This window comes from Pseudokineococcus basanitobsidens (assembly GCF_037482545.1).
In the GTDB taxonomy this organism is placed as follows: Bacteria; Actinomycetota; Actinomycetes; order Actinomycetales; family Quadrisphaeraceae; genus Pseudokineococcus; species Pseudokineococcus basanitobsidens.
In genome coordinates this window covers 126,380-152,537 of sequence record NZ_JBBIAA010000002.1, presented here as the reverse complement: position 1 = coordinate 152,537, position 26,158 = coordinate 126,380, and the positions used below count along the sequence as shown (strand labels likewise).

The 26,158-nt window shown below is 77.0% G+C and carries 27 protein-coding genes; 8 read left to right on the top strand and 19 right to left on the bottom strand.

Translation table 11 applies throughout. The annotated features are described in order from the left end of the window. Positions 1–7: 7 nt before the first annotated feature. Positions 8–739, top strand: a complete 732-nt coding sequence (locus tag WDZ17_RS02965; RefSeq protein ID WP_339573645.1) for a methyltransferase domain-containing protein — start codon at positions 8–10, stop codon at positions 737–739. Positions 740–770: 31 nt separating this feature from the next. Here WDZ17_RS02965 and WDZ17_RS02960 read toward each other — a convergent pair whose 3' ends face one another. Genes WDZ17_RS02960 through WDZ17_RS02950 form a run of 3 tightly spaced genes read right to left on the bottom strand, consistent with a single transcriptional unit; the run spans position 771 to position 3,393 of the window. After that, a complete protein-coding gene (locus tag WDZ17_RS02960; RefSeq protein ID WP_339573644.1) occupies positions 771–1,259 on the bottom strand; it encodes an SRPBCC family protein in 489 nt (162 codons plus the stop codon). Further along, a complete protein-coding gene (locus tag WDZ17_RS02955) occupies positions 1,256–2,896 on the bottom strand; it encodes a PH domain-containing protein (RefSeq protein WP_339573643.1) in 1,641 nt (546 codons plus the stop codon). The genes WDZ17_RS02960 and WDZ17_RS02955 overlap by 4 nt, the downstream gene beginning before the upstream one ends. Beyond that, the gene (locus tag WDZ17_RS02950; RefSeq protein ID WP_339573642.1) at positions 2,893–3,393 is read right to left on the bottom strand and encodes a PH domain-containing protein; all 501 of its coding nucleotides are present in this window, start codon (positions 3,391–3,393) and stop codon (positions 2,893–2,895) included. Before WDZ17_RS02950 ends, WDZ17_RS02955 begins: the two co-directional genes overlap by 4 nt. A gap of 131 nt (positions 3,394–3,524) precedes the next feature. On the opposite strand from WDZ17_RS02950, the gene WDZ17_RS02945 reads away from it, so the two are divergent. Further along, positions 3,525–4,214 carry a DUF1684 domain-containing protein gene (locus WDZ17_RS02945; RefSeq protein WP_339573641.1) on the top strand — a complete coding sequence of 230 codons (690 nt, stop codon included), beginning with the start codon at positions 3,525–3,527 and terminating at the stop codon, positions 4,212–4,214. Positions 4,215–4,297: 83 nt separating this feature from the next. Here WDZ17_RS02945 and WDZ17_RS02940 read toward each other — a convergent pair whose 3' ends face one another. From WDZ17_RS02940 to WDZ17_RS02930, 3 genes are all read right to left on the bottom strand, one after another. After that, on the bottom strand, positions 4,298–5,266 hold the full coding sequence (locus WDZ17_RS02940) for an ABC transporter substrate-binding protein (RefSeq protein ID WP_339573640.1): 969 nt from the start codon (positions 5,264–5,266) through the stop codon (positions 4,298–4,300). A 163-nt stretch (positions 5,267–5,429) separates the two neighbouring features. Further along, a complete protein-coding gene (locus WDZ17_RS02935) occupies positions 5,430–6,140 on the bottom strand; it encodes an ABC transporter permease (protein WP_339573639.1) in 711 nt (236 codons plus the stop codon). After that, the gene (locus WDZ17_RS02930; protein WP_339573638.1) at positions 6,137–6,850 is read right to left on the bottom strand and encodes an ABC transporter permease; all 714 of its coding nucleotides are present in this window, start codon (positions 6,848–6,850) and stop codon (positions 6,137–6,139) included. Before WDZ17_RS02930 ends, WDZ17_RS02935 begins: the two co-directional genes overlap by 4 nt. A 24-nt stretch (positions 6,851–6,874) precedes the next feature. Between WDZ17_RS02930 and WDZ17_RS02925 the strand changes: the two genes are divergently transcribed. The 3 genes from WDZ17_RS02925 (at position 6,875) to WDZ17_RS02915 (ending at position 10,036) form a co-directional block, all read left to right on the top strand. After that, a complete protein-coding gene (locus WDZ17_RS02925) occupies positions 6,875–8,035 on the top strand; it encodes a betaine/proline/choline family ABC transporter ATP-binding protein (protein WP_339573637.1) in 1,161 nt (386 codons plus the stop codon). Between the two features lie 72 nt (positions 8,036–8,107). Next, positions 8,108–9,019, top strand: coding sequence for a cation diffusion facilitator family transporter (locus WDZ17_RS02920; protein WP_339573636.1), 912 nt, complete (start codon positions 8,108–8,110; stop codon positions 9,017–9,019). A gap of 132 nt (positions 9,020–9,151) precedes the next feature. Continuing rightward, the gene (locus WDZ17_RS02915) at positions 9,152–10,036 is read left to right on the top strand and encodes an NAD(P)-dependent oxidoreductase (protein ID WP_339573635.1); all 885 of its coding nucleotides are present in this window, start codon (positions 9,152–9,154) and stop codon (positions 10,034–10,036) included. 22 nt (positions 10,037–10,058) lie between these two features. On the opposite strand, the gene WDZ17_RS02910 is transcribed toward WDZ17_RS02915, so the two are convergent. The 5 genes from WDZ17_RS02910 to WDZ17_RS02890 all read right to left on the bottom strand — a co-directional run bounded on the left by WDZ17_RS02910 (position 10,059) and on the right by WDZ17_RS02890 (position 15,003). Then, positions 10,059–12,023 (bottom strand): PP2C family protein-serine/threonine phosphatase, encoded by a 1,965-nt coding sequence (locus WDZ17_RS02910; protein WP_339573634.1) that lies wholly within the window; start codon positions 12,021–12,023, stop codon positions 10,059–10,061. 15 nt (positions 12,024–12,038) lie between these two features. Further along, a complete protein-coding gene (locus WDZ17_RS02905) occupies positions 12,039–12,494 on the bottom strand; it encodes a MaoC family dehydratase (protein ID WP_339573633.1) in 456 nt (151 codons plus the stop codon). A 104-nt stretch (positions 12,495–12,598) separates the two neighbouring features. Beyond that, positions 12,599–13,102 carry a beta-class carbonic anhydrase gene (locus tag WDZ17_RS02900; protein WP_339573632.1) on the bottom strand — a complete coding sequence of 168 codons (504 nt, stop codon included), beginning with the start codon at positions 13,100–13,102 and terminating at the stop codon, positions 12,599–12,601. Positions 13,103–13,214: 112 nt separating this feature from the next. Next, positions 13,215–14,471, bottom strand: a complete 1,257-nt coding sequence (locus tag WDZ17_RS02895) for an acetyl-CoA C-acetyltransferase (protein WP_339573631.1) — start codon at positions 14,469–14,471, stop codon at positions 13,215–13,217. Positions 14,472–14,592: 121 nt separating this feature from the next. Further along, positions 14,593–15,003, bottom strand: coding sequence for a hypothetical protein (locus tag WDZ17_RS02890; RefSeq protein WP_339573630.1), 411 nt, complete (start codon positions 15,001–15,003; stop codon positions 14,593–14,595). A gap of 80 nt (positions 15,004–15,083) precedes the next feature. Here WDZ17_RS02890 and WDZ17_RS02885 point away from each other — a divergent pair, with 80 nt between their 5' ends. Continuing rightward, on the top strand, positions 15,084–15,722 hold the full coding sequence (locus tag WDZ17_RS02885) for a trimeric intracellular cation channel family protein (RefSeq protein WP_339573629.1): 639 nt from the start codon (positions 15,084–15,086) through the stop codon (positions 15,720–15,722). 21 nt (positions 15,723–15,743) lie between these two features. Here WDZ17_RS02885 and WDZ17_RS02880 read toward each other — a convergent pair whose 3' ends face one another. The 4 genes from WDZ17_RS02880 to WDZ17_RS02865 form a co-directional block, all read right to left on the bottom strand. After that, positions 15,744–16,259 carry a mycothiol transferase gene (locus WDZ17_RS02880; RefSeq protein ID WP_339573628.1) on the bottom strand — a complete coding sequence of 172 codons (516 nt, stop codon included), beginning with the start codon at positions 16,257–16,259 and terminating at the stop codon, positions 15,744–15,746. Between the two features lie 198 nt (positions 16,260–16,457). Continuing rightward, a complete protein-coding gene (locus WDZ17_RS02875) occupies positions 16,458–17,438 on the bottom strand; it encodes a hypothetical protein (RefSeq protein WP_339573627.1) in 981 nt (326 codons plus the stop codon). 160 nt (positions 17,439–17,598) lie between these two features. Next, entirely contained in the window at positions 17,599–19,431 is a 1,833-nt protein-coding gene (locus WDZ17_RS02870) for a glycoside hydrolase family 13 protein (protein ID WP_339573626.1), read from the bottom strand. Between the two features lie 78 nt (positions 19,432–19,509). Then, positions 19,510–20,466: an exopolyphosphatase gene (locus WDZ17_RS02865; RefSeq protein ID WP_339573625.1), complete on the bottom strand. Its 957-nt coding sequence runs from the start codon at positions 20,464–20,466 to the stop codon at positions 19,510–19,512. Positions 20,467–20,708: 242 nt separating this feature from the next. Here WDZ17_RS02865 and WDZ17_RS02860 point away from each other — a divergent pair, with 242 nt between their 5' ends. Continuing rightward, positions 20,709–21,719, top strand: coding sequence for a zinc-binding dehydrogenase (locus WDZ17_RS02860; protein WP_422631789.1), 1,011 nt, complete (start codon positions 20,709–20,711; stop codon positions 21,717–21,719). Positions 21,720–21,800: 81 nt separating this feature from the next. On the opposite strand, the gene WDZ17_RS02855 is transcribed toward WDZ17_RS02860, so the two are convergent. The 3 genes from WDZ17_RS02855 to WDZ17_RS02845 all read right to left on the bottom strand — a co-directional run bounded on the left by WDZ17_RS02855 (position 21,801) and on the right by WDZ17_RS02845 (position 25,072). After that, complete coding sequence (locus WDZ17_RS02855; protein ID WP_339573623.1) at positions 21,801–22,721, bottom strand: ATP-grasp domain-containing protein; 921 nt, start codon at positions 22,719–22,721, stop codon at positions 21,801–21,803. A gap of 37 nt (positions 22,722–22,758) precedes the next feature. Then, positions 22,759–23,520 carry an SDR family oxidoreductase gene (locus tag WDZ17_RS02850; protein ID WP_339573622.1) on the bottom strand — a complete coding sequence of 254 codons (762 nt, stop codon included), beginning with the start codon at positions 23,518–23,520 and terminating at the stop codon, positions 22,759–22,761. Between the two features lie 163 nt (positions 23,521–23,683). Further along, complete coding sequence (locus tag WDZ17_RS02845; protein WP_339573621.1) at positions 23,684–25,072, bottom strand: FAD-dependent oxidoreductase; 1,389 nt, start codon at positions 25,070–25,072, stop codon at positions 23,684–23,686. A gap of 196 nt (positions 25,073–25,268) precedes the next feature. On the opposite strand from WDZ17_RS02845, the gene WDZ17_RS02840 reads away from it, so the two are divergent. Continuing rightward, entirely contained in the window at positions 25,269–25,484 is a 216-nt protein-coding gene (locus WDZ17_RS02840; RefSeq protein WP_339573620.1) for a hypothetical protein, read from the top strand. A gap of 90 nt (positions 25,485–25,574) precedes the next feature. Here WDZ17_RS02840 and WDZ17_RS02835 read toward each other — a convergent pair whose 3' ends face one another. Then, positions 25,575–26,036, bottom strand: a complete 462-nt coding sequence (locus WDZ17_RS02835) for an ATP-binding protein (RefSeq protein WP_339573619.1) — start codon at positions 26,034–26,036, stop codon at positions 25,575–25,577. Positions 26,037–26,158 lie beyond the last annotated feature (122 nt).

Below are 26,158 nucleotides of genomic sequence, written 5' to 3'. Positions count from 1 at the left end.
TCGCGGCGTGGGCAGGCACGAGCGGGTGGCGGCGCTCGCCGGCGAGGACCTCACCGGGCTGGAGGTCGCCGACCTCGGCTGCGGGCCAGGCCGGACGGTGCGCGCCCTGCTCGCGGCGGGGCCGGCACGGGTGCACGCCCTCGACCGCAGCTCCGACCTCGACGACGACCTGCTCGTCGACGCCCGCGTGCGCAGCCGGCTCGCCGACCTCGACGAGGGGGTGCCGCTGGCGGGCACGTCCCTCGACGTGGCGGTATCGCTCAACGTCGTCGAGCACCTGGCGTCGCCGGTGGACCACCTCGTCGGGTGCCACCGCGTCCTGCGTCCCGGCGGACGTCTCGTCCTCGCGCACAGCGACTGGGACACGGCCCTGTTCACCAGCTCCGACGACGCCCTGACCCGGGAGCTGGTCGACCGCTTCACCGCGGCGGCGCACGGCCCCTCCCCCCGCTCCGACGGCTTCATGGGACGCAAGCTGCTGGCGCTCGCCGACGCGGCGGGCGCGGCGGGTGCGCCCTTCGCGCTGCGGGACGTCGACGTGTGGGCGGACCCGCACCGCCGGTTCGACGACGGCTCCGTCGCGTGGAAGGTCGCCACGGCCGTGCTCGCCGCGGCGGCCGACGACCCGGCGCTGGCCGCCCGCGCGGCCGGCTGGGTCGAGGACCTGCGCGCGCTGGCGGACGCCGGCCAGTTCCTCTTCGCCGTCACCGACGTCGCGGTCGTCCTCGAGCGCGTCTGAGCCCCGCGAGGTCGGTGACGGGCGCCGACGCTCAGCGCCGGGGACGGTCGGGCCGGTCGTCGTCCTCCTCGTCCGGCGAGCGGCGGCCGGAGCGACCGAGCACCAGCTGCTCGAGACGGTCCAGGCACTCCTTCTGCCGGGGACCGAGCAGCATGGCCCGCAGCGGCTGCGGGATCATCAGCCCGACGCCGGTGACCGCGTCCTCCCACATCACGACGCGGGTGCCGCCGTCCACCGGCTCGAGGCGGATGTCGATGCGGGCGCGGCCCCAGGGCCACCCCTTGGCCATGAGCTCCAGCCGGTCCGGCAGCTCGCCGCGCAGCACCGTCGTCGAGTCGTCCAGGTGCAGCGGCCACGGACCCGACGAGTGGTGCAGCCGCTGGCCCTGCGCGGGCCAGCCCGGCTCCACCCCGCGGATGCGCGTGGCCCCCACCACCCACAGGCCGTAGAGCCAGCCGTCGGACAGGACGGCGACGACGTCCTCCCGCGGGCAGGGGATGGTCCGCTCGACGGAGGTCACGCGTGATCCTCCCGCGACGAGCGTTCCCACCGCTCGACGGAGGTCGCCGGCGCGCCGCCGCCCTCGTCGGGTGGGGTCGACGCCGCCGGGGCCCCGGCCGGCAGGTCCGGGCCCGCCGACGGGGGCTCGGCCTGCAGCGCCGTCATCCACCGCTCGGGGCCGGCCCGGCGCCGGGCGGCGCGGGCGCGGGCGGCCTGCTCGTCCAGCAGGGCCGCCGCCGCCGACGCCGTCAGGTGGTCGACCCGCGGCGTCACGGGGCCCGGGGTGGCGTGGGCGACGACGGTCGCGAGGCCGAGCCGGCGCTGCAGAGGGCCCTGCTCGAGGGCGAGGCTCTGCGTGCGCTCGTGCGGCACCACGTCCAGCTGGCGCACGAGGCGCCCCCGACGGCAGAGCAGCGCCGTCCCCGTGACGCGGTACCCGTTGCGGCGCCAGGCCACCGGGTCGAGCCAGCGCGAGGGCCGGGGCGCCGCCACCCACCCGTGCTCCTCGCCGGTCCCGGTCAGCCCGGCGCCGAGGACCCCCGCCGGGTCGTCGCAGCCCGGGTCGGGCAGCAGGAGCGAGAGCACCTGCACGGCCTCGGCGCGGGTGCCGACGGGCAGCAGGACGGTCTCCTTGCCGGCGTCGTCCGCGCCGAGGCCCCCGTACCCCGCGACGTCCATCTGCATCGACCACCAGTCCGGGCCCCGCCACAGCAGCGGCTGGACGAGGCGTACCGCCTGCACCCGCCCCGGCGGGACCGTCTGCGCGCGCGTCTCGGTCAGCCCGTGGCGCAGCCGCAGGCCGTCCGGCGACGCCGCGACGCGGAACCCGAAGCCCCGCGCGAACATCCCCCAGGCGGCGGCCCCCGCGCCGAGGAGGGCCGGCAGGACGCCGGCGAAGAGCCCCGGCTGCCCCGTGACCGTGGCGACGACGACGAGCGCGACCACGGCGAGGACGGCGAGGACGGGCCACACCGACCGCACCATGCTGACGAGCAGCCGGTCCACGGGGACCTCGAGGAGGACCCGCTCCGGCGCCTCCGGGGCCTCGCCCGCCTCGTCGTCCTGCACGCCGGCGGCGCGCGCGAGCAGGGTCCGGCGCAGGCGCTGCGCCTCGGCGGAGCGCAGGTACGCGAGCGAGACGTCCGAGCCCGCGCCGCCGGCCACCTCCAGCTTGAGCTCCGAGAGACCCACCAGGCGCGCGACGAGCGGTTGCACGACGTCGACGGCCTGCAGGCGGTCCAGCCGCACGCGCCGGTGCTGCCGGTTGAGCACGCCGGTCCGGAGCTCGACGACCTCCTCGCCGACGCGGAAGCGGGTCACCCGCCACACGACGTAGGACCACGCGGCCACCAGCACGGCCCCCACGCCGATCGTCGCCAGCGAGAGCAGCGCCCGGAGCCCACCGCCCACCCCTCCGGCGGGACCTCCCCCGCCGAGGAAGGACTCCCCCTGCTGCTGGACGACGAAGAAGAGGAGCACCGCGAGCACGGCCCAGCCGCGCACGAGCGGGGTGACGGGGTGCAGCCGCTTCCAGGTCCCGTCCGCCTCCGGCGCCGGCTCGGGGTCCACCACGCCGCCGCGGGCGGCGACCGCGCCGACGTCGTCGGGCAGGGGCTCCGCCGACGGCCCCGGCGCGCCCTCGGGGGACGACGTCACAGCCCCGCCAGCCGGGCCTCGCCCCGCGAGGCGAGGCGGTCGCGCAGGCGCTCGGCCTCCTGCGGCGGCAGCCCGGGGATGGTGGCGTCCGTGCCCGCCGACGCCGTGTGCAGCTGCACCGTGGCGATGCCGAAGCGGCGGTCCACCGGCCCGGCCTGGACGTCGACGAGCTGCATCCGCCCGTAGGGCACGACGACGAGGCTCCGGAAGAGCAGGCCGTGGCGCACCAGCAGGTCGTCCTCCCGCTCGGCGTAGCCGATCGCGGCGACCTGGCGGCCGACGACGACGAGCCGGACCACGAGCAGGACGGCGAAGGGCAGCCAGAGCAGTGAGATCCACCAGCGGTCGAGCAGCACGGCGAGGACGACCGCGGGCACGAGCGGCACGAGGCTCGCGAGGACGCTGCCGATCCGCCGGACCGCGGCCAGGCGGGGGGACACCCGCTGCCAGTCCACGCCCTGGGGGTCGAAGACCCCGTCGTCGCGCCTGCTCGCCATGACCGTCTCGTCCGCCCCTCGTCGCCGACCCCGTCGTCCCGCGCCGGGTCACCGGCCCCGGCCCCGGTCACCGGTCCCGATCACCCGTCACCGGCCCCGCGCCGCGGCGCACCCGGTGGGAGGGTGGCACGGTGACCAGCCCCGCAGGCACCACGCCCCCCGACCGCCCGGACGACGCGCCGGCATCCTCCCGCCTCGACGTCCTCGACTGGCGGCGACGCGTCGAGAGCCTCTACGCCGGCGTGCGGGCCACCGCCGCCGACGACCCCGCCGCGGCCCACGCCCTCTGGCGCGCCGGCCGCGACGAGCTGGTCGGCGCCCACCCCGCCTCGCCGCTGCTGCCGGAGCACCGCGGCGCCTTCACGGGGCTGCCCGTCGCCGACTACGACCCGGCGCACCGGTACGAGGCCGAGGTCCGGCCGTGGGAGGGCTCCCCCGACGACCCGGGCGCGTCCTTCTCCTACCGCACCGGGACCGACGGCGTCGTGGCCTTCGAGCGGGTCGGGACGGCCGACCTGCCGGGCGTCGGGAGCCTCGCGCTGTGGTGGCTGGTCGGGTACGGCGGCGGCCTGTTCGTGCCGGTGCGCGACGGCGCCTCGGGGCCGTGGAGCTACGGGGGCGGGCGGTACGTCCTCGACACCGTCAAGGGCGCCGACCTCGGGTCGGTCGGCGAGCGCCTCGTCCTCGACCTCAACTTCGCCTACCCGCCGTCGTGCGCCTACGACCCCGCGTGGGCGTGCCCGCTGCCTCCCGCCGACAACCGCCTCGACGCCCCCCTCGAGGTCGGCGAGGCGCACCGGGGGCCGTGGGCCGAGCACTGAGACCGGCGACCGAGACCACCGGGACGCACGAGGGCCCTGCCGCCGGTGCGCGGCAGGGCCCTCGTGCGTCGGACGGGGCGAGGTCAGCCCTCGACGAGGCCCTTGTCCACGAGGTAGTCGCGCGCGACGTCCTCGGGCAGGAGGCGCTGCTCGTCGACCTGCAGGTTGAGCTGCGTGAGGTCCTCGGTCGTCAGCACGCCGGCGAGCTGGTTGAGAGCCTCGGCCACCGCCTCGTCGCCGGCGGACTCCTCGTTGACCACGGGCACGATGTTGTCCGCAGCCTGCAGGCCCTGGTCGTCCTCGAGGATGACGAGGCCGAGGCCGTCGAGCGTGCCGTCCGTCGTGCCGGTGAGCCCGAGCTGGGCGGTGCCGTCGACGACCTTCTGCTTGCCGGTGATGCTCGCGAACGAGTCACCGGTGACGCCGGTGATGTCGATGCCGTAGGTCTCCTCCAGGCCCGGTGCGCAGAACGGACGGTCCAGGCACTCGTCGCCGGCGGCCAGCTCGACCGGCTGCCCGAGCTCGCCGAGGTCGCTGAGGGTGGTGAGCTCGTTCTGCTGGGCGTAGTCCTGGGTGACGTAGAAGCCGTTGGTGTCCGCGGCCTCGGCCGGCTCGAGGAACATCAGGCCCTGCTCCTCGGCGAGGGGCTCGCCTGCGTCGATCGTCTCCTCGACGTCGTTGGTGGCGATCTCCTCCGCGTCGGGGCCGTTGGCCTCGCGGTTGAGGTACTGGACGAAGGTCGCCGCGTACTCGGGCACGACGTCGATCTCCCCGCTGACGAGGGCCGGTGCGTAGATCTCCCGCTGCTCGGCGGTCTGCATCGTCACGTCGTAGCCGGCCTCCTCGAGCAGGAGGGCGTACATGTTCTCCATCACCGACATCTCGGTGAACTGGGCGCCGCCGACGACGAGGGACCCTCCGCCGCCGTCGGAGCCCCCACTCGCGCCGCCGGACCCGCCGTCGGCCTCCTCGAAGGCGTCGCCGCCCCCGCAGGCCGTCAGGAGGAGCGATCCGGCCAGGAGGCCGGGCAGGACGAAGTTCTTGGTGCGCACTGGGGGTCTCGCCTTCTGTGTCCCGCGACCTCGGCGGCCGCGCGTGTCCGGCGCGGGCCGGCAGGCCCGCACGAGCCGCTAGTAGACCGTGCGCCACCTCTGGCCGTCGCGCCGGGAGGCACGGGGCGCCGTCACGATCGCGTCACGGGCCGTCGCAGGACGGTCAGTGCCGCGTCGGCGCGGACTCGGCACCCCGGGGCACTCCTGCGCCACTCCTGCCGCTGCGCGGCCGGGAGGCGCGTCGCTCGAGCGCCCCGAGCCCCAGCTCCGTCGCCAGGGCGAGGACGGCGACGAAGACGGCGCCGACCACGACCACGGCCTGGTCCTGACGGGTGAAGCCGACGTTGATGACCCGGCCCAACGCTCCCCCGCCGACCAGGCCGAGGACCGTCGTCGTCGCCACGACCTGCACGGCGGCGAGCCGGAGTCCCGAGAGGACGAGCGGCCGGGCGATCGGCAGCTCGACGCGCCAGAGCAGCTGCCACCCGCTCATCCCGAGCCCTCGGCCGGCGTCGACGGCGGCCCTGTCGGCCTCTCGGATCCCCGTCCAGGTATTCGTCAGGAGCGGCGGGATGGTGAAGAGCGCCAGGGCGAGGACGAAGCTCTGCGTGTTCGCGCCGAGCGGCTGGGGCAGGAGGACGAAGATCACGAGGAGGGCGAAGGTCGGGACGGCCCGACCGACGCCCCCGACGTTGAGGGCGACGACGCCTCCCCGGCCGACGTGCCCCAGCCACAGCCCGACGGGCAGAGCGACCACGGTGGCGACGAGGAGCGCGAGGGCGCTCAGCCCGACGTGCTCGACCGTGCGGTTGAGCAGGCCGCCGGAGCCCGACCAGCTGGCGGGGTCAGCGAGGTAGTCGAAGATCTCGCTCACGCCGCCACCCCTCGTCGCCAGGGCGTCAGCACCCGTCGGAGGAGGACCAGCAGGACGTCGACGAGGACGGCGAGGACCACCGCCAGCACGGTGGCGGTGAGGACCTCGGCCCGGAAGTTGCTCGTGAGCCCCTGGTTGATGAGGTTGCCGAGGCCTCCGGAGTCGAAGAGGTACCCGATGGTCGTGAGCGCGACGGTGGAGACCGCGGCGATGCGCAGGCCCGCGAAGGCCGTCGGCACGGCGAGCGGGAGCTCCACCTCGCGCAGCAGGCGCCCGCGGCTGTAGCCCATCCCCGTCGCGGCGTCGACGGCGTCGCGCGGCACGGCGTCGAGCCCCGAGACGAGGCCCCGCACGAGCACGGTGAGCGAGTAGAGGACGAGTGCCACCACCACGGTGGAGGGCCCGAAGCCGGTGATCGGGAGCAGGAGCGAGAACATCGCCAGCGAAGGGATCGTGTAGATGACCGTCGAGGTCCCCAGGACGAAGGCCTTGACCCAGGCCGCCCGGTGGGCGAGGACGGCGAGAGGGAGCGACAGCAGCACGCTCACGACGAGGGTGATGAGCAGGATCGTCACGTGCTCCTGGAGAGCGGCGAGGACCTGCTCGGAGCGCGTCGTCAGGTACAGCGGGCACACCCAGTCGTTGCGCACCAGGCAGTTGTCCGCGACGCTCCCGGAGTGGAGAACGGGACTGGCAGCGACCTCGATCACCGGCGCGACGGTAGCGGCGACGCGATGATCCGGCTCGACGGCCTCGGCAAGCGGTACCCCGACGGCACCGTCGCGGTCGCCGAGCTCGACATGGCGGTCCGGCGAGGCGAGCTCGTCGCCCTGGTCGGTCCGTCCGGCTGCGGCAAGTCGACGACCCTGCGCATGGTCAACCGGCTGATCGAGCCGACGAGCGGCCGCATCGTCCTGGACGGCGACGACGTCACGGACGTCAGCGCGGTGGAGCTGCGCCGTCGCATCGGCTACGTCATCCAGCAGGTGGGCCTGTTCCCCCACCTGACCGTGGGTGACAACGTCGCCACCGTGCCGAGGCTGCTCGGCTGGGACAAGAAGCGGCAGCGGGAGCGCACGGCCGAGATGCTGGACCTGGTCGGGCTTCCGGCGAAGACCTACGCCGACCGCTACCCGCACGAGCTCTCCGGCGGCCAGCAGCAGCGGATCGGCGTGGCGCGGGGGCTCGCCGCGGACCCCGACGTCCTGCTCATGGACGAGCCCTTCGGGGCCGTCGACCCGATCGCCCGCGACCGGCTCCAGGGCGAGTTCCGCCGGATCCAGTCCGAGCTCCACAAGACCGTCCTGTTCGTCACCCACGACGTCGACGAGGCGGTGCGGCTCGCGGACCGCATCGCCGTCTTCAGCCAGGGCGGGAAGCTGGAGCAGTTCGCCGACCCCGCGACCGTCCTCGGGGCACCGGCCAACGACTTCGTCGCCGACTTCGTGGGCGCCGACCGCGGCCTGCGCCGCCTCGCGGTCCAGCCCGTGGAGGAGCAGGACCTCCTCCACCCGCCGGTCGTGCGCCTGTCCGACCGCGCCGCGGACGCCCGCCGGGCCGTGGACGGTGCCCCCGAGGGCTACGCCGTCGTCGTCGACGACGCGGGGGACCTGCGCGGCTACGTCGGGGCCCGCGCGCTCACCGAGGTGCCGCCGGACTCCCCCGTCGAGGACGTCGCCCGACGCTTCGGCGAGACGGTCGAGCTCGGCACCTTCCTGCGGCGGGCCCTGTCCGAGCTCGTCCAGCACGACGCGGGCTGGCTGCCGGTCGTCGACGGCGACCGCTTCCTCGGCGTCCTCACCCCCGAGGCCGTGTACGCCGCCCTGCGGCGCACCGTGCCCGGCGACGGCGGCGTGGACGCCGAGCAGGAGGCCCCGCTGCTCAAGGCGGTCTGACGCGCAGCCGAGCGGGACATCGCACCGGTCCCGGCCGGGACGGTCGTCGGGACGCTCGGCATCATGGTCGGCATGGGGCACGACCACGGGCACGCGACGGCGACCGGACGCCACCGCGGCCGCCTGACCGCCGTGCTCGTCCTGACGCTCGTCGTCATGGTCGCCGAGGTCGTCGGAGGGCTGCTGTCGGGCTCGCTGGCGCTGCTCGCGGACGCCGGGCACATGCTGACGGACGCCTCCGGCATCGGCCTCGCCCTCGTCGCCTCGGTGCTCGCGGCCCGGCCCGCCGGCGGGCGCCGATCCTTCGGGCTGGCGCGGGCGGAGGTGCTGGCCGCGGCGGCGAACGCGCTGCTGCTGCTCGGCGTCGCCGCCTTCGTCCTCGTCGAGGGCGTGCGCCGCCTGCTGGACCCGCGGCCCGTCGAGTCGGGCGCCATGCTCGTCGTCGCGCTGGCCGGCCTCGTCGTCAACCTCGTCGGGCTGCGGCTGCTGCACGCCGGGCAGGGCGAGAGCCTCAACGTCCGCGGCGCCTACCTCGAGGTCCTCGCCGACCTGCTCGGGTCCGTCGCCGTCGTCGTCGCCGCGCTCGTCATCGCGCTCACCGGGTGGCTGCGCGCCGACGCCCTCGTCTCCCTCGGCATCGGCCTGCTCGTGGTCCCCCGCGCGCTGTCCCTGCTGCGGGACACCCTCGACGTCCTGCTCGAGTCGACGCCGCGCGGGGTCGACCTCGACGACGTGCGCGCCCACGTGCTCACCGTCGAGGGCGTCGTCGACGTCCACGACGTGCACGTGTGGACCCTCACCGGCGGCCTGCCCGTCATGTCGGCGCACGTCGTCGTCGAGGAGGACGTCCTCGACCGCGCCGGCTCCGGTCGCGTGCTCGACGCCCTCGGCGGCTGCCTCGCCGAGCACTTCGACGTCGAGCACAGCACCTTCCAGCTGGAACCCGCCGGCCACTCCGCCCACGAGGGCGCCCAGCACGACTGACGCAGTACGACTGACGCAGCACGACCGACCCGGCACGACCGACCCGGCACGACCGACCCGGCACGACGGACCCGGCACGACGGACGCGGCGTGACGGGTGCGCCGGCGCCCGGACGGGACGACGATCGGGGCATGAGCGAGCAGAGCCCGTCCGCGTCCCCGCCCGTCACCGTCCTGGGCGCCGGCCTCCTCGGCGCCGCCATGGCGGCACGGCTCGGCGAGCGGGGCCACGACGTCCGGCTCTGGAACCGCTCGGCGGAGCGCGCGGAGGACGCCGCGCGGGAGGCCGGCGGGGTGCGGGCGGTCGGCGACCTCGCCGGGGCCGTCCGCGGCGCGGGCGTCGTCCTCACGGTCCTGCGGGACGGCGACGCGGTCGCCGACGTCGCCGAGCGGTTCCTGCCCCACCTCGACGAGGACGCCGTCTGGGTGCAGGCGAGCACCGTCGGGCCGGCCGCGGCGAACCGCCTGCGAGCGCAGGCCGACGCCGCGGGACGCGCCTTCCTCGACGCGCCCGTCTCCGGCAGCACCGAGCCGGCCCGGAAGGGAGCTCTCACGTGGCTCGTCGCCGGGGACGCCGGTGTGCTCGACCGGGCCAGGCCCGTGCTGGAGGACCTCGGCCAGCGGATCCAGCACCTCGGGCGGCGCTCGGAGGGCAGCGCGCTCAAGCTCGTCGTCAACGCCTGGATGACGGCCGCGACCGCGGCCATGGCCGACGCCCTGGCGCTCGCCGAGCAGCTCGGGACCGACCCGGCCGACCTGCGCGACGTCCTGGACGGCGGCCCGCTCGGCATGCCCTACGCGCTCGGCAAGGCCGCGATGATGACGAGCGGCGACTACCCGGCGGGCTTCCCCGCCGAGCTGGCCCTCAAGGACCTCGACCTCGCGGCGTCGGACGGGCCCGACCCGCTCCCCGACGCCCTCCAGCGCGTCCGCGAGCGGCTGCGCGGCGCCGCCCCGGCCGGACGGGGTCGCGAGGACGTCGCGGTCCTCGCCGAGCTGCCCCCGCCGGGCGCCTGAGCGCCGCGGACCGCGACCCGGCTCACCGGACCCGGACCGCGACGAGCGCGACGTCGTCCTCGCGCGGCCCGGGCGCGCACGCCGCGAGGACGACGTCGCACAGGCGCTGCGCGGAGGCGCGCACGTCGGCCGGCTGCTGCGCGAGCACGCGCAGCAACGTCTCGATCCCCACGTCGAGGCCCTGGTCGCGCCGCTCCAGCAGGCCGTCGGTGCAGAGGACGAGGACGTCACCCGCCCCCAGCAGCAGGCTGGCCGGGGTGCGCACCGTCGTGGGCCGGACCCCCAGCAGCAGGTCGTGCTCCGTGCCCGCGACCTCGGCGCGGCCGTCGGCGCGCAGGACCACGGGCGGCGGGTGGCCCGCGTTGGACCAGACGAGACGCCACCCCCGGGGGCCGAGGTCGTCGAGCCGCCCGACGAGGGCCGTCGCCGTCGTCGCGAGCCCGAGCCCGGCCATGGCGGCGTCGGTGCGGGCGAGGACCTCCTCGGGCGGCTCGTCGGTCGTGTAGGCGATGCCGCGCAGCAGGCTGCGCAGCTGCCCCATGCCCGCGGCGGCCTCGACGTCGTGGCCCATGACGTCCCCGATGACGACGACGGGCGAGCCGCTCGGCTGGACGAGGACGTCGTACCAGTCGCCACCGACCTCGGCCCGGCGCGAGGCGGGTTCGTAGCGGACGGCGACGTCGAGCCCCGGCAGCCGGGCCGGCGGCGTCAGCATGGAGCGCTGCAGGCCCTCGGCGAGGCGCTTCTGCGCGCGGAAGAGCGCGGCGGAGTCGAGCGCCGCGCCGGCGCGCCGGGCGACCTCCTCGGCGGCCTCGACCTCGGCGCCCGTGTGCGGGCCCCGTGCGGTCTCGGTCACCAGCAGCAGGGAGCCGACGACCCGGTCGCGCACGCCGAGGGGCAGGACGAGCACCCCGCACGGGTCGAGCGCGCGGAAGGCCGCCGCCGCCCCGGGCTCGGGCAGCGCGGCGGCGAGCTCGGCCTCGGAGATGCGCGGGACGACGACGGTGCGGCGGTACCGCAGCTCGCCGGCCAGCGCCGAGCCCATCGACGGCATGGCGACGAGCGCGCGGGCGAAGCCGTCCACCTCGGGCGTGCGCCCGGGCTCACGGTGCGCCGCGCCGCTGTCGCGCCAGCGTCCGGCGTCGTCGACGACGGTGACGACGCACCAGTCGGCGAGCGCGGGCACGACGAGCCGCGCCAGCGCCCCCACGGACCGGTCGACGGCGGCGCGCTCGGGCACCTCCTCCTCGCCCGCCCCGGCGCCCGCCCGGGGCGACGTGCCCGTGCCGGGGGCGCTGCCGGGCACCGCGGCGAGCAGCCGCCCCACCTCGGAGAGGACGGCGAGCCGGTCGCCGGCCCCCTGCGCCGCGGCGAGGGCGCGCGTGCGGGCACGGTCGGCGTCGACGCGCGCCACGGCCTGCGCCGCGACGGCGGCGAGCGCCTCCAGCAGCACGGCTGCGCGGCCGTCCGGCGCCGCGTCCCACCGCGCCTCGAGCGCACCGACCACCTCGCCGCCCGAGCGCAGCGGGAGCGCGGCCACCGCCGCCGCGCGGACGCCGGGGGCGAGGCGGTCGACGTCCCCCGGCTCGACGGCCGCCACCGCACGGCCCGTCGCCGCGGCCCGTGCGCCGGCGCACCCGTCCCCGACGTCGAGGAGCTCACCGGCGCCCTCCCCGACCCACCGACGGAGCCCGGGTCCGCGGGAGGCGCCGCCCCTCTGCCCGTCCGCAGGCCCAACCGCCCGCCCGTCCGCGGGCGCGTCGGCGGGCGCACGGTCGGGCTCGCGCAGGAGCACGGCGCCGCCGGTGGCCCCGGTCAGCGGGAGCCCCGCGCCGAGGACGCGTCGGACGACCTCCGCGTGGGTCGACGCCCCCACCAGCGCGGTGGCCACCTCGAGGAGGTCCCAGGCGGCGCCGTCGCCCCCGTCCCCCGTCGGGCCCGTGCCCCGACGGGGCGCGGGTCGGCCCCGACCGCTCTGCCGCGGCACGCCGACCGCCGCTGCTCAGTCCAGGTGGCGGAAGACCACGTCCGCGGCGAGCACGGGGCGGTCACCGCCCTCGCGCTCGAGGAGCAGGGACAGGACGACCTGGACGCCGCCGGCGACCTCGGTCGCGGAGGCGAGCGACCCCGTCAGCCGCACCCGCGAGCCGACGGGCAGCGGGGCGGGGAACCGCACCCGGTCGAGCCCGTAGTTGAGGACCATCGAGGAGCGCTCGACGCGCAGGAGGTCGTGGCTGAGGGGGACGACGAGGGACAGGCTCATGTAGCCGTGGACGATCGTCGTCCCGAAGGGCCCGGCCGCCGCGCGCTCGGCGTCCACGTGGATCCACTGCTCGTCGTGCGTGGCCCGGGCGAAGGCGTCGACGTCCGCCTGCGGGACCTCGAGCCAGCGGCTCGCCCCGAGGTCCTCGCCGGCGCGCGCCAGCAGCTCGGACGGGGTGCCCACGACGATCGCCACGGGGCAGGTCTACCCCACGACCGCCCCGCTGCGCTGCCCGTACCCAGGACCCGTGCTCGACCGCGTCCGTCGCGACCCGCCCGGGTGCACCCGGGCGGGCGCGCTCACGCCTCGGGGACGACGACCTCCAGGTGCCCTGAGCGCACGTCGTACACGGCGCCGGCCACGGGCAGCCCCGCGGGCAGGTACGGCGAGCTCCGGACGCGCTGGACGTCGTGCTCCAACGTGGCCCGCTGGTCGGGGATGGTGCGGAACTCCAGGCTGCGGGTGTCGATCCCGGCGGCCTCGGAGATGGTCGCGTGGACCTGCTCGTCGGTGGCCTTCGTCATCCGGCAGTCGGTGTGCGCGACGACGAGCACCCTCTCGACGCCGAGGAGGTGGACGGCCAGCACGAGCGTCCGCAGCACGTCGTCGGTCACCCGTGCCCCGGCGTTCCGCAGGATCTTGGCGTCCCCGGGCCGGAGCCCGAGCATGTCGAGGGGCGAGATCCGCGAGTCCATGCACATGACCAGGCCGAGACCGCGCGCTGCACGCCCGGCCATCCCCGTGTCCGTGAAGGTCCGCTCGTGCTCGGCGTTGCCGGCAAGGACGTCGTCGAAGGCGCTCACGGGACGGCATCACACCAGGTGGGGGACGCCGGCGGGGCGCTGGCCCGCGATGCGGTCCGTCGACACGGCCGGTCGTCGTGGCCGGGCGTCGCGACCGGCTGTCGTCGCCGGCCTACGAGAGGCGCTCCAGCACCATCGCCATCCCCTGGCCGCCGCCGACGCACATCGTCTCGAGACCGATCGTGGCGTCCCGCTCCTGCAGGCCGTGCAGCAGCGTCGAGGTGATGCGGGCGCCCGTCATCCCGAAGGGGTGACCGACGGCGATGGCGCCGCCGTGGACGTTGAGGCGGTCCTCGTCCAGGCCGAGCTGCCGGGCCGAGGCGACCACCTGCGCCGCGAAGGCCTCGTTGAGCTCGACGAGGTCGACGTCGCCGACCGACAGGCCCGCCAGCGCGAGCGCCCGGCGGCTCGCCTCGACGGGTCCGAGGCCCATGACCTCGGGCGAGATCCCCGTCACCGCCGTGGAGACGACGCGCGCCAGCGGCGTGATGCCGAGCTCGCGGGCGCGGACGTCGCTCATGACGACGAGCGCCGCGGCACCGTCGTTGAGCGGGCAGGCGTTACCGGCCGTCACGGTGCCGTCGGGCCGGAAGACGGGCTGGAGGCCGGCGAGCGCCTCGGCCGTCGTGCCCGGCCGCGGGGACTCGTCGGCGTCCATCACCGAGCCGTCGGGCAGGACGACGGGCGTGATGTCCCGCGCCCAGAAGCCCGACTCCACGGCGGCGGCCGCGCGCTGCTGGGACCGCAGCGCGTAGGCGTCCTGCTCCTCCCGGGTGACGCCGCAGGCCGCGGCCACGTCCTCGGCCGTCTGGCCCATCGCGACGTACGCGTCCGGCAGGAGGCCGTCGCCGCGCGGGTCGCGCCACGCCGGGGCGCCGCCGCGGGCACGCCCCGCCGTGCGGGCGCGGGCCTCGTCGAAGCGGGGGTTGGTCCAGGGGTTGGTCCCGCTCGCGGTCGCGGCGGGGGCGTCCGCCGGCGGCGCGTCGGACGAGCCGGCCCCGAAGCGGCTGACGACCTCGACGCCCGCGGAGACGACGACGTCGGCCTCGCCGGCCCGGATCGCGTGCATCGCCATCCGGGTGGTCTGCAGGCTCGAGCTGCAGTACCGCGTGATGGTCGCACCCGGGACGCCGTCCAGCCCCAGCAGCACGGCCACGACGCGCGCCATGTTGAAGCCCTGCTCCCCTCCGGGCATCCCGCAGCCGAGCAGGAGGTCGTCGACCGAGGCCGGGTCGAGCTCGGGCACCTGCTCCAGGGCCGACCGGACGACCTGCGCCGTGAGGTCGTCGGCGCGCACGCCGGCGAGCGCCCCCTTCCCGGCGCGGCCGATGGGCGAGCGGGCGAGCGACACGACGACGGCCTCGGGCACGGCGTCCTCCTCGACGGTGAGGTGGGTGGGTCGGGTGGTCAGGAGCAGAGGACGGTCAGGAGAAGCGGGCGTTCGGGGACGACGGGCGGTCGGCGGCAGGACCGGTCGGGCGTCGGACGGCTCAGACCTCGCAGCTCGCGTCGGTGTTGACGTCGGTGTCGATGTCGCCCTCCGCGAGCCCGGTCTCCTCCAGCGCGGCGTCCCCCTGGGCCCAGGTCGCGGTGGCCAGCTCGGCGTCGTCGTTCACGCACAGCACCGTCAGCCGGTACACGCCGTCGTCCGTGCGCGTCTCCTGGAGCTCGGCGACGAGCGCCTGCACCCCCATCTCCTGCGGGGTCATCTCGACGGTGACGGTGATGTCGTCGCCGTCGTCGGTCTCCTCCTCGGAGACCACCTCGTACTGGGTGGGCGCCTGCGCCTCGATGGACGCCTGGGTCTCGGTGCCGGTGTCGTCCGAGGCGCTGCAGCCGGCGGCGAGGACGACCATCGGGACGAGCAGGGCGGCGGGACGGGCGAGGAGGCGGGCGCGCATGCCGTGACAGTGCCACGACCGGCGGACCGCCGCAGCGGCGGCGCCCCGGCCCGTCCCCGGGGGCCCCTAGCCTCCGCCGGGTGGACGCCACGGTGCTCTCGCTCGTCCTGGACCTCTCCGGCGTCTTCGTCTTCGCCCTCGCCGGGGCGCTGGCGGCGGTCCGCGCCCGGTTCGACGTCATCGGGCTCGTCGTCGTGGCGATGGTCTCCTCGATCGGCGGGGGCCTCGTCCGCGACGTGATCCTCGGCACGGAACCGCCGCTGGCGCTGCGGGACTGGCGCTACCTCGCCGTCCCGACCGCCGCCGCGGCGCTCGCGTGGTGGCTGCACCCCCGGCTGTCCCGGCTGCGGCGCTCGGTCCGCGTCGCCGACGCCTTCGGCCTCGGCTTCTTCTCCGTGTCCGGCACCGCGACGGCGCTCGCCGCCGGCCTGGCGGCGCCCCAGGCGTGCCTGCTGGGCGTCCTCACCGGCGTGGGCGGCGGGGTGATCCGCGACGTGCTGCTGCGGGAGGTCCCCCTCGTGCTGTCCGACGGCCAGTTCTACGCCGTCGCCGCACTGGCCGGGGCGGTCGGCGTCGCCGTCGCGTGGGAGCTCGAGGTCTACGGGCTGCTGGCGGCGACGGCGGGGGTGGCCCTCGTCGTCGTCCTGCGCCTTGCGACGCTCGGCCTGCGCTGGCGCCTGCCCGTGCCGGCCGACCAGCGGCGGCGCTCCCCCGGGTGAGGGCGCCGCCCGGGCCCGGGCTCACCGCCCGAGCAGGCCCCGCACGTACGCCGCCTGCCCGAGGTGCTGCAGGCAGTCCGCGGCGACGCTCGCCAGCCGCACCCCGTACGTCACCGGCGGGTCCCAGGCCTCGTCGACGACGCGGTCGAGGTCGGCGGGGCGCAGGTCCCGGACCACCTCGTCGGCCCGCGCCCCGACGGCGTCCGCGTAGCCCGCGAGCAGGTCCGCCGACGCGCGCACGCGCAGCACCTCCGCGGGCGAGTGGCCGTAGCCCGTGTCCTCCGCGGGCAGGTCCAGCCCCAGGCGCCGGGCCCAGCTGTCCCCGTCCTGCTCGGCGGTCCACACCTGCTCGCGCCCCGCGGCGTCGGCCAGGTGGTCGTCCATGACGCGCGCCTGGTGCCAGACGAGCCAGGCGATCGTGTTGGCCCCGGCCTGCGGCGGGCGCGCGAGCTCCTCGGCGGCCAGACCCTCGACGACCGAGGGGGCCAGGGCCCGGGCGCGCCCGAGCACCTCCTGCAGCAGCGCTCCGACGTCCATGCCGCCACGGTAGGCAGGGCCCCACCACCCCGCCAGGTCGAGCCGCCGCGCCCCGCACGGGCCGCCCCGGCCGACGACCCGGCCGACGACCCGGCCGACGACCCGGCCGACGACCCGGCCGACGACCCGGCCGACGACCCGGCCGACGACCCGGCCGACGACCCGGCCGACGACCCGGCCGACGACCCGGCCGACGACTCAGCCGACCACCGGGCGCCCGGCGGCGGACAGGCGCGCCCGCACGTCGGCCCACGTGCGGCCGTGCGCCGCGACGAGCAGGGGTGTCGTCCAGTCGGTCTCGCCGCGGGTGCCGGGGACGTCCTCGCCCCCGGTGAGCACGAGCCCCCCGCCGGTCACCCGGCGGGCGGCCACGAGCGGGTCGCCGGCACGCCGGGCCTCGGAGCGGCGGGACACCGTCGTCGCGGCCAGCGCCCACAGCTCCTCGCTGGTGCTGCCGGCCGTCGAGACGACGGCGGCCCCGAGCACCTCGCTGGGCCGGACGTCGCGGTCCGGCCCCGCCGCGGGAGGGCGACGCGTGGCGGCCGGGCGGAGCCTGCCCCCGACGTCGACGAGGACCTGGCGACCGACGGAGGGGACGGGGAGCACGAGGTGGAGACCGCCGACGAGGACGGAGCCCCCCGGCTCGACACCCGCCGACGCGCGCAGCCGCAGGACACCCGCGGGGTCCAGCTCCACCACGAGGTCGACGACGACGCCGAGCCCGGCGTCCGCGGCGCGCACGGACAGGCGCTGGTGCCCGACGGCCGTCACCGCCAGCGCCGCCCGGGTCCGCGCGAGCACGGGCCGCGGTGCCGCGACGCCCGCGGGGGCCCGCAGGACCAGCCCGGTGAGGCCGGCGTCCGACGACGGCGGCAGCAGCGGTGCGCCCGCCCCGGCGTCGTCCGGGCCCGCTGCGGCGAGGGCGGCGGCCAGGGCGTCGGTCTCGTCGACGGAGAGCTCGCCGAGGTCGCCGCCCCAGTGCAGGACCCGCGGCAGCCCGGGGCCCTGCGCGGCGACCAGGACGCTCGTGCGACGGGCGCGCAGGTGGACGACCGAGGGCACGCCCCAGGGGTCGGGGACGCCGTCCAGCAGCTCGCCGGCGTCCGACGCCTCGCCACGACGGGCGCCCCACGGGCCGTCACCGGGTCCACCGGCCGACCCGCCCGACGGCTCGACCACCTCAGCGCACCTCCTCGTGGGCCCCGCCGACCTCGTGCGTCCCCGGCGTCGACGGCGACGCCGGGCGCGGTGCCCTCCCCAGTGTCACCCGGGCGCCGGGGCGCGTGCAGCGGGACCCGCACATCCCCGTCGGACGCGCGCCGGGCCACGCGGCCGACCCTCACCCCGTCCGCAGGACCCGCGCCTCCCAGGGCCGCAGCACCGGGTCGCCGGCGTCGACGTCGTCCCGGTCGGACCCCGGGCTGCCCAGGACGAGCTCGGCGCCCACGGCCTCCGGCAGGAGGTCGGCGAGGTCGACCGCCGAGCCGCCCACGTTGGCGACCACGACCAGCTCGTCGACGCGACGCTCCCCGTCCGCGCCGGCGCCCTCGAGCCGCCGCGTGAAGGCGTACACCTGCTCGTGGTCGGGCAGCAGCATGGTGAAGTCCCCCAGCGCCACGACGGGCCAGTCGTGCCGGAGCGCCACCAGGCGCCGGTGGTGGGCGAGGACGGAGCCCGGGTCGCCCGCCTGCGCGGCGACGTTCCACCGCTCGTGGTCGGGGTTGACGGCGATCCAGGGCTCGCCCGTCGTGAACCCGGCCCCGGGCGAGGCGTCCCACTGCACCGGGGTCCGGGCGTTGTCGCGGCTGGAGACGGCGACCCGGCGCAGCACGTCCTCGGGGTCGGCGCCCTGCGCCACCTCCTCCCGGAGGTGGTTCGTGCTCTCGATGTCCCGCAGCTGCTCCGCCGAGCTCCACGGGAAGTTCGCCATCCCGATCTCCTCGCCCTGGTAGACGTACGGCGTCCCCCGGTGCAGGTGCAGCAGCGTGGCCAGGCAGCGCGCGGACGCCGCCCGGTGCTCGGGCGCGTCGTCCCCCCAGCGCGAGACGATCCGCGGCTGGTCGTGGTTGTTCCAGTACAGGCTGTTCCAGCCGCGGTCGGCCAGGCCCGCCTGCCAGCGGCCGAACGAGGCCTTGAGCGCCCGCAGGTCGAACGGGCGCGGCAGCCACTTGCTGCCGTCGTGGTCGAGGTCCACGTGCTCGAACTGGAAGACCATGTCGACCTCGGTGCGCCCCGGGTCGGTGAACGCCCGGGCGTCCGCCACCGTCACGCCGGGCATCTCCCCCACGGTCAGCAGCTTCTCGGGCCGGTCGGCGAGGACGGCGGCGTGCATCTCCGCCAGGTACTCGTGCACGCGCGGCCCGCAGAGGTACTGCTCCCCCGCGCCGGCCAGCCCGGTCGCGCCGTCCGCGTCGCGTCCGTCGGCCAGCGACCCGTCGGCGGCGACGTCCTTGCTGATCATGTTGATGACGTCCATGCGGAAGCCGTCGACCCCGCGGTCGAGCCACCACCGCATCATCGCGTGCACCGCGGCGCGGACCTCCGGGTTCTCCCAGTTGAGGTCCGGCTGCTTCGGCGAGAAGAGGTGCAGGTAGTACTCGCCGCTCGCCTCGTCGAGCGTCCAGGCCGGGCCGGAGAAGTGCGAGCGCCAGTTGGTCGGCTCGGCGCCCGGCGCCCCGGCCGCCATGCCCTCGCGGGGGCCCCGCCACCAGTACCAGTCGCGCTTCTCGTTCGTCGGCGAGCCCTTCGCGTCGACGAACCACGCGTGCTCGTCGCTCGTGTGGTTGACGACGAGGTCCATGACGAGCCGCATCCCCCGGGCGTGCAGGGCCGCGGTCAGCTCGTCGAGGTCCTCCAGGGTGCCGAACGTCGGGTCCACCGCCCGGTAGTCGCTGATGTCGTAGCCGTTGTCGTCCTGCGGCGAGGCGTAGACGGGCGACAGCCAGACGACGTCGACGCCGAGGTCGGCGAGGTGGTCCAGCCGTGAGGTGATGCCCCGCAGGTCCCCGACCCCGTCGCCGTCGGAGTCGGCGAAGGACCGCGGGTACACCTGGTAGACGACCGCGCTCGTCCACCAGGGCGCCGGCCCCGGCCCGGGACCGGCACCGTCCGGCGGCGTGACGACGTGCGGGCGGGCGGGGACGGACGGCGTGGACGGCGGGGACGCGCTCATCCCCCGATCCTCGCCCAGCGGCGAGGACCGGCCGAGGGGACCGGCGGGGGACCACGGGGTCCCGCCGCCGCAGCGACCTCAGGCGGGCACGGGCGCGCGGTCGCCGCGCACGGCGTCGACGACCTCGGCGAGGACGTGCTCGGCGTCGGCGTGCGGCACCTGGCAGGTGCCGGCGGCGTGGTGGCCGCCACCGCCGTGGGCGAGGCAGACCGCGCCGACGTCGACGGGCGAGGTGCGGTCGACGATCGACTTCCCCACCGCGAGGACGGTGTTCAGCCGCTCCCGGCCCCACATCACGTGGACGGAGACCCGGGCCTGGGGGTGCAGGGCGTAGACGACGAAGCGGTTGCCGGCGTGGATCACCTCCTCCTCGCGCAGGTCCACGACGACGACGTCGCCCACGACGCGCGAGCAGCGGCGCAGCTGGGCGACGAACAGCTCGTGCTGCGCGCGGTAGAGCCGGACCCGCTCGGCGACGTCGGGCAGCGCGAGGATCTCCTCGGCGTCCTGGTGCTCGATGCAGGCGTCGACGAGCTGCATCATCAGCTGGTAGTTGGAGACGCGGAAGTCCCGGAAGCGGCCGAGCCCGGTACGGCTGTCCATGAGCACGTTGAGCAGCGTCCACCCCTGCGGGTCGAGCACCTCCTCGATGCCGTAGGCGGCGGAGTCGGCGCGGTCGACGGCGTCCATGAGCTCGGCGGAGACGTGCGGGAAGCGCTCGGCGCCGCCGAGGTGCTCGTAGACGACGCGGGCGGCCGACGGGGCGTCGGCGTCGATGACGTGGTTCGGCCGCCCCGCCGGCGCGCCCCGGAGGTCCAGCCGCAGCGTCTCGGAGGAGTGGTGGTCGAAGACCAGGTGCGCGCGCGGGTCGTACGGCAGGTTCGTCAGGACGTCGCGCCCGGTGATCTCCACGACGCCGTCCTGCACGTCCTTGGGGTGGACGAACGTGATCTCGTCGACGAGGCCGACCTGGCGGAGCAGCACCGCGCAGACCAGGCCGTCGAAGTCGCTGCGGGTGACGAGGCGGTGCGGCACGAGGGCTCCCGGGGTCGGCGGCGCAGGTGGACCCGGCGGCGGCCGGGCGCTCCCCGGTGCATCGGCAGGTCCTCGCGGGCCCTGAGCGGTGGTCGCCCGGGCGGGCGCGGCACCTCGGGACGGCTGTCGCCGGCGGCCCCCTGACCCGGCGTCGACCTGCGACCCGTCGCCCCCGGTGCGACCGTGCAGCTCGCGCCCGCACGGGTGGCCGGTGGACGAGGCGGGGTCCGGCCCGCGAGGAGGTGGTCGGCGTGCTCGCCGGTCGACTGGACGTCAGCAGCCGCAGCTTCTCGGTGGAGGAGGTCCCCGAGCCGCAGCCGGGCCCCGGCGAGGTCCGGGTGCGGGTGCGCGCCGCGGGGGTGTGCCTGTCCGACCTCCACCTCGTCGAGGGGAGCCTCACGCCGCTGCACCTGCCGGGCGACGTCGTCACGCTGGGGCACGAGGTCGCGGGCGAGGTCGAGTCCCTCGGCGAGGGGGTCACCGGCTGGGAGCCCGGGCAGCGCGTCCTCCTGCAGGCCGGCGAGGAGCGCGGCGGCGCGGTCCACACCCGGGGCGTCGACTACGACGGCGGCTGGGCCGAGCTCGCCCTGGCGACGGCGTCCACCCTCGTCCCGATCCCCGACGACCTGCCCTTCGAGCAGGCGGCGATCATCCCGGACGCCGTCTCGACCCCGTGGGCGGCGATCTCCGCGACGGCGGGGGTCCGCCCGGCCCAGGCGGTGGGGGTCTGGGGCGTCGGCGGCCTCGGCGCCCACGCCGTGCAGCTGCTGCGGATGGCCGGGGCGGCGCCGATCGTCGCGGTCGACCCCGTCGCCGTCGCCCGCGAGCGCGCCCTCGCCCTCGGCGCCGACGTGGCGCTCGACCCCTCCGACGAGGCCTTCGGCGACGTCGTCGGCCGGGAGACCCGGGGCGCCGGCCTCGCCGTGGCCTTCGACTTCGCGGGGGTCCCCGCCGTGCGGGAGCAGGCGCTGGCGACGCTGTCCTACCGCGGGCGCCTCGTCCTGGTCGGGCTCGCCGACGCGCCGCTGACCGTCCGCGACGGCACGCGCTTCAGCTACCTGCGCCAGCAGGTCCTCGGCCACTACGGCTCCGAGCCGCAGCACGTCACCGAGCTCGTGGCCCTCGCCGCCCGTGGGCGCCTCGACTTCTCGGCGTCCGTGAGCGACGTCCTGCCGCTGGCCGACGCGCAGACCGCGCTCGACCGGCTCGGCAGCAAGGAGGGGAGCCCGGTCCGCCTCGTGCTCCGGCCCTGAGGGGGGACGGACGGCACCGGCCCGGATCCGGTCCCGCCGCCGTCGGACCCGCGAGGGCCGTCCCCTCCTCGGATCCCGGCGTCAGCCCCGGAACGCGTCGAGCCGCCCGAGGTGGCGGGCGATCGCCCGCGGCCCGGAGCGGGGGGCGACGGCCTCCACCTCGGCGTTGTAGTTCGTGTTCGTGTTGACGTCGTAGGTGACGACGCGCCCGTCGACGGTCTCGATCGACTCGATGCCCGCGACCGCCGTCCCGGTGGCGTCCAGGAAGCGCCGGTAGGCGTCCAGGAGGGGCGGCTCGTAGCCCTCGCGGAGGGCGAAGAGCGGCTCCTGCCCCGGCAGCGCGCACGCGTCGGCCGGGCACAGCTCGAAGCCCTGCGCCGTCGAGACGCGCACCGAGTACACGTGCTCCCCGGCGACGATCTCGGTGCGCGTGACCGCCGGCTCGGCGGCGACCAGGAGCTCCTGGAGCAGCCAGACACCGTTCGCGGGCGGCTCCAGCTCGCCGGCGTCCAGCGCCGCGCGCAGCTCCTGCGGGTCCTCGAACCGCCGGACGCCGAGGCCCTTGCCGCCCTGGTCGTGCTTGGTGACGAACGGTGCGCCCCCGCCCTCGGCGGCGAAGCGCTCCGCGGCGGGCACGAGGCGGTCGCGGCCGAGGACGGCGCTGGTGCGCGGGACGTCCACGCCGGCGGCGCGCAGGGCCGCGTGCTGGGCGACCTTGCTCATCTCGAGCTCCAGGACGCCCCGGCCGTTGACGACGGTCCGCCCCCACCCCTCGAGCCAGGACAGCACGGCGCGCGTCTGCTCCTTCGCGAGCACGTGGCCGCGGGTGTGCGCGGAGGCGCTCATCCGCGACCAGAAGACGCCCACGGGCGGCTCGGCGCCGAGGTCGAGCTCGCCGTCGCCCGTGAGCAGCCACTGCTCGACGTCGACGCCCTCGGCGTCGAACGCCGCGGCGAAGGGCGGCCACCACTCGGGGTTCTCGTGCAGCGCGTAGACGGTCACGACGGGGCAGCGCCCACCCGCGCGGCGGTGTTCCGCCCTAGCCCGGCACCCAGGTGTCGAGCAGCCAGCTGTCGAAGGTGGTCTCGAGCAGCTGCGCCCGCGGCCCGGGCAGCAGCACCTCGCCGGCGGCGTCGGCGCCGAAGGGGGTGCCCCGCCAGCTGGCGTGCAGGTCCAGCGGCTCGCGCCGCGCGGCGAGCGTGCGGCGGGCCATGTCGACGAGGTCCTCGGTGCGCGGGCCCGCCACCTCGACCAGCCCGCGCGGCGGACCCACCGCGACGCGCGCCAGCAGCGCAGCGAGGTCGGCCGCCGCGAGCGGCTGCAGCAGCAGCGGGGGCACGCGCGCCGAGGCGCCGTCCCGGGTCAGCGCGGCGGTGTCGGCCCCGACCTCGTGCGCCGGGGTCGCCCGCACGACCGTGGTGCGCACGGCCCCGCGGCGGACGCGCTCCTCCTGCGCCCGCTTCCCGGCGAACAGCGGCGGACCGGCGATGCGGTCGAGCCCGACCACCGAGAGGACGACGTGGTGCTCGACCCCCGCCCGGCGCGCCGCCGCGGCGACGCGGTCGGTGCCGGCCGCGAAGAACCGCTCGAGGTCGCGGGGTGCGCGGGCCGACAGCCACGACGGCCCGCTGACGTCGACGACGGACGCGCAGCCGGCGAGCGCGCCGTCCAGCCCCCGGCCCGTGACGACGTCCGCACCCGTCGAGCGCGCCACGGCGACGGGGTCGTGCCCCGCCCGGCGCAGCACCTCGACCAGCGGGCGCCCCACGCGCCCCGTGCCCCCGACGACCGCGACCCTCACGACGACCTCCCGCGACCCGTCCGGACGGTGTGCCCCGCTGCCCCGCCATCCTGCCCACGGGGGCCGGGGTGGCGCACGGGCGCCCCGGCGCCGACGTGCCCTGGGCGGCCTGCTCGGGCGGTCTGCTCGGGCGGTCGGCTCGGGCGGTCGGCTCGGGCGGGGCTCAGGCGCGGCCCTCGCGGCGCGCGGCGGCCAGGAGCTCCTGGACCTCGACGAGCTTGACCCGCGGTCGGCCCACCGCGGCGCCGGCGGCGACCTCGGCGGCGTCGATGGCGCGCCAGCCGTCGAGGTCGACGACGTGCAGGCCGCCCGCCCGCAGCCGGTCGACGAGGTCCAGGGGGTCGGCCGCGGACGCGGCGGCGGCGGGTTCCCGGGCGACGTCCTCCAGCAGGCTCGCGACGGTCGCGCGGGCCGCCTTCCGCGTGTGCCCGACGAGGCCCACGGGCCCGGTGCCCGCCCAGCCGACGACGTAGAGCCCGGGCAGCGGCTCGCCGTCCGCGCCGAGCACCCGTCCCGCCTCGTTCGGGACGACGCCGCGGCCGGCGTCGAAGGGCGCTCCGGCCAGCGGCCTGCTGCGGTATCCGACGGCGCGGTACACCGCCTGGACGGCGAGGTCCTCGACCACCCCCGCCGCCCCGGCGTGCGCGCGGTGCGTGCGCAGACCCGTCACGCGCCCCTCGGTGCGGCCGAGCACCTCGACGGGGACACGGGAGAACCGCAGGTGCACCCGCCGCGGGGCGCCCGTGGTCCCGCGCTCGGCGAAGCCCTGCAGCGCCTCGACCACCTGCCGGGCACGGCGGTCGCCGGCGAGGTGCTCGACGCCCTCGGGCGTGAGGACGAGGTCCGCCGGGTCGACGACGACGTCGACGTCCGGCACCGCGCCCAGCTCGCGCAGCTCCAGGGGCGAGAAGCGGGCGTGCTCCGGTCCGCGCCGGCCGACGACGTGGACGTCGGTGAGGGCGGAGCCGGCCAGCCCCTCGTGCACCGCGGCCGGGACCTCGGTCGCCAGCAGGTCCCGGGCGGGCCGGGCGAGGACGCGGGCGACGTCGAGGGCCACGTTGCCCACGCCCAGCACCGCCACCTCGCGGGCCGAGAGGTCCCACGTCCGCGGGGCCTCGGGGTGGCCCTGGTACCAGGCCACGAGCTCGCTCGCGCCCCAGCAGCCGGGCAGGTCGACGCCGGGCAGCTCCAGGGGGGCGTCGGTGCTGGCACCGGTCGCGAGCACGACGGCGTCGTAGGCGGCGCGCAGCTCGTCCAGCGTGACGTCCCGGCCCATGTCCACGCCGGCGACGAGCCGGACGTCCGGGTGGTCGAGGACGTCCGCGAGCGTCGACGTGACCGCCTTCATGTCCGGGTGGTCGGGCGACACGCCGTAGCGCACGAGGCCGAACGGGACGGGCAGCCGCTCCAGGACGTCCACCCGGACCCCGTCGGGCAGGCCCGCCGCGACGAGCGTCCCGGCCGTGTGCACCCCGGCCGGCCCGGAGCCGACCACCGCCACGCGCAGCGGCCTCCCGGCCGGGGCCGGCGGGGGTGGCGCGCCGTCGCTCACGCCGGTGATGCTGCCACCGGAGCGGCCGGGAGGACAGGTCCGGCGCCGGGGTGCACCACCGGGTCCACCCACCGGGTCCACCCCACCGGCCCACCACGGCGTCACCACCGGGTCGGCCAGGACCGACCCGGTCACGCTGAGCGCCGGACCCGGTCAGGTGGTTCCCAGCAGCGCCCGCCGGGGTGACACTGGGTGCATGGCAACCTCCGCACCCCGCCGCCACCTCAAGACGAGCCCCTTCGCGGAGCGGGTCGCCCCGCCGGTGGAGCACTACGACGTGGACGACCGCGTCAACCACGACGTCCACGGCCTCGGCCGCGTCGTCTCGACCGAGGGCGACGCCCAGGTCACCGTGCGCTTCTCCCAGGGTCTCGTGCGCGTCGCCAACAACAGGCGGCTCATGAAGCTCTGAGCCGTGCGGCCCTGAGCCGCGCAGCCCGGACCTAGGCAGCCCTGGTCCGCGGCACCGCCCTCCGCCGACCGCGGCCGACGTCGGCCCCGGTCACCGGGGGGTGACGGAGCCGCGGCCCGCGGTCGGGCAGGGCGCGGGGTCGACGACGTCGAACCAGACGATCTTCCCCGACGGCGAGGGGTCCACCCCCCAGCGGCTGGCGAGCGCCTCGACCAGGGCCATCCCGCGGCCCGTGCCGCCGTCGTCGGTCCAGGCCCGGACGAGGGGGCGCCGTGGGCTCCCGTCCGCCACCTCCACCCGGACACGGTGGTCGGCCAGCAGCACCGACAGCCGGGCGTCGGTCTCCGCGTGGACGACCGCGTTGGTGACGACCTCGCTGGCGAGCAGGACGGCGACCTGCTCCGCCTCGTCGCGGAGCCCCGCGAGCCGGCAGCAGCGACCCACCAGGTCGCGCGCCGCCGACAGGCCGGCGGAGCGGCACCGGACGACGAGGTGCCGGCGCACCGGCTCCGGGAGGACGCGTCCCACGCCTGCGGGCGACGTCGTGTCCACGCTGCCTCCTCGTCCCACCGCCGCCGTGGCCGTGCACCCCCGTTCGGAGCGGGCGCACGGTCGGACTGGTCCGAGGTCCGCACCCGCGGCGGGACGACGTGCCCGCGGCCGGGTCACGGCAC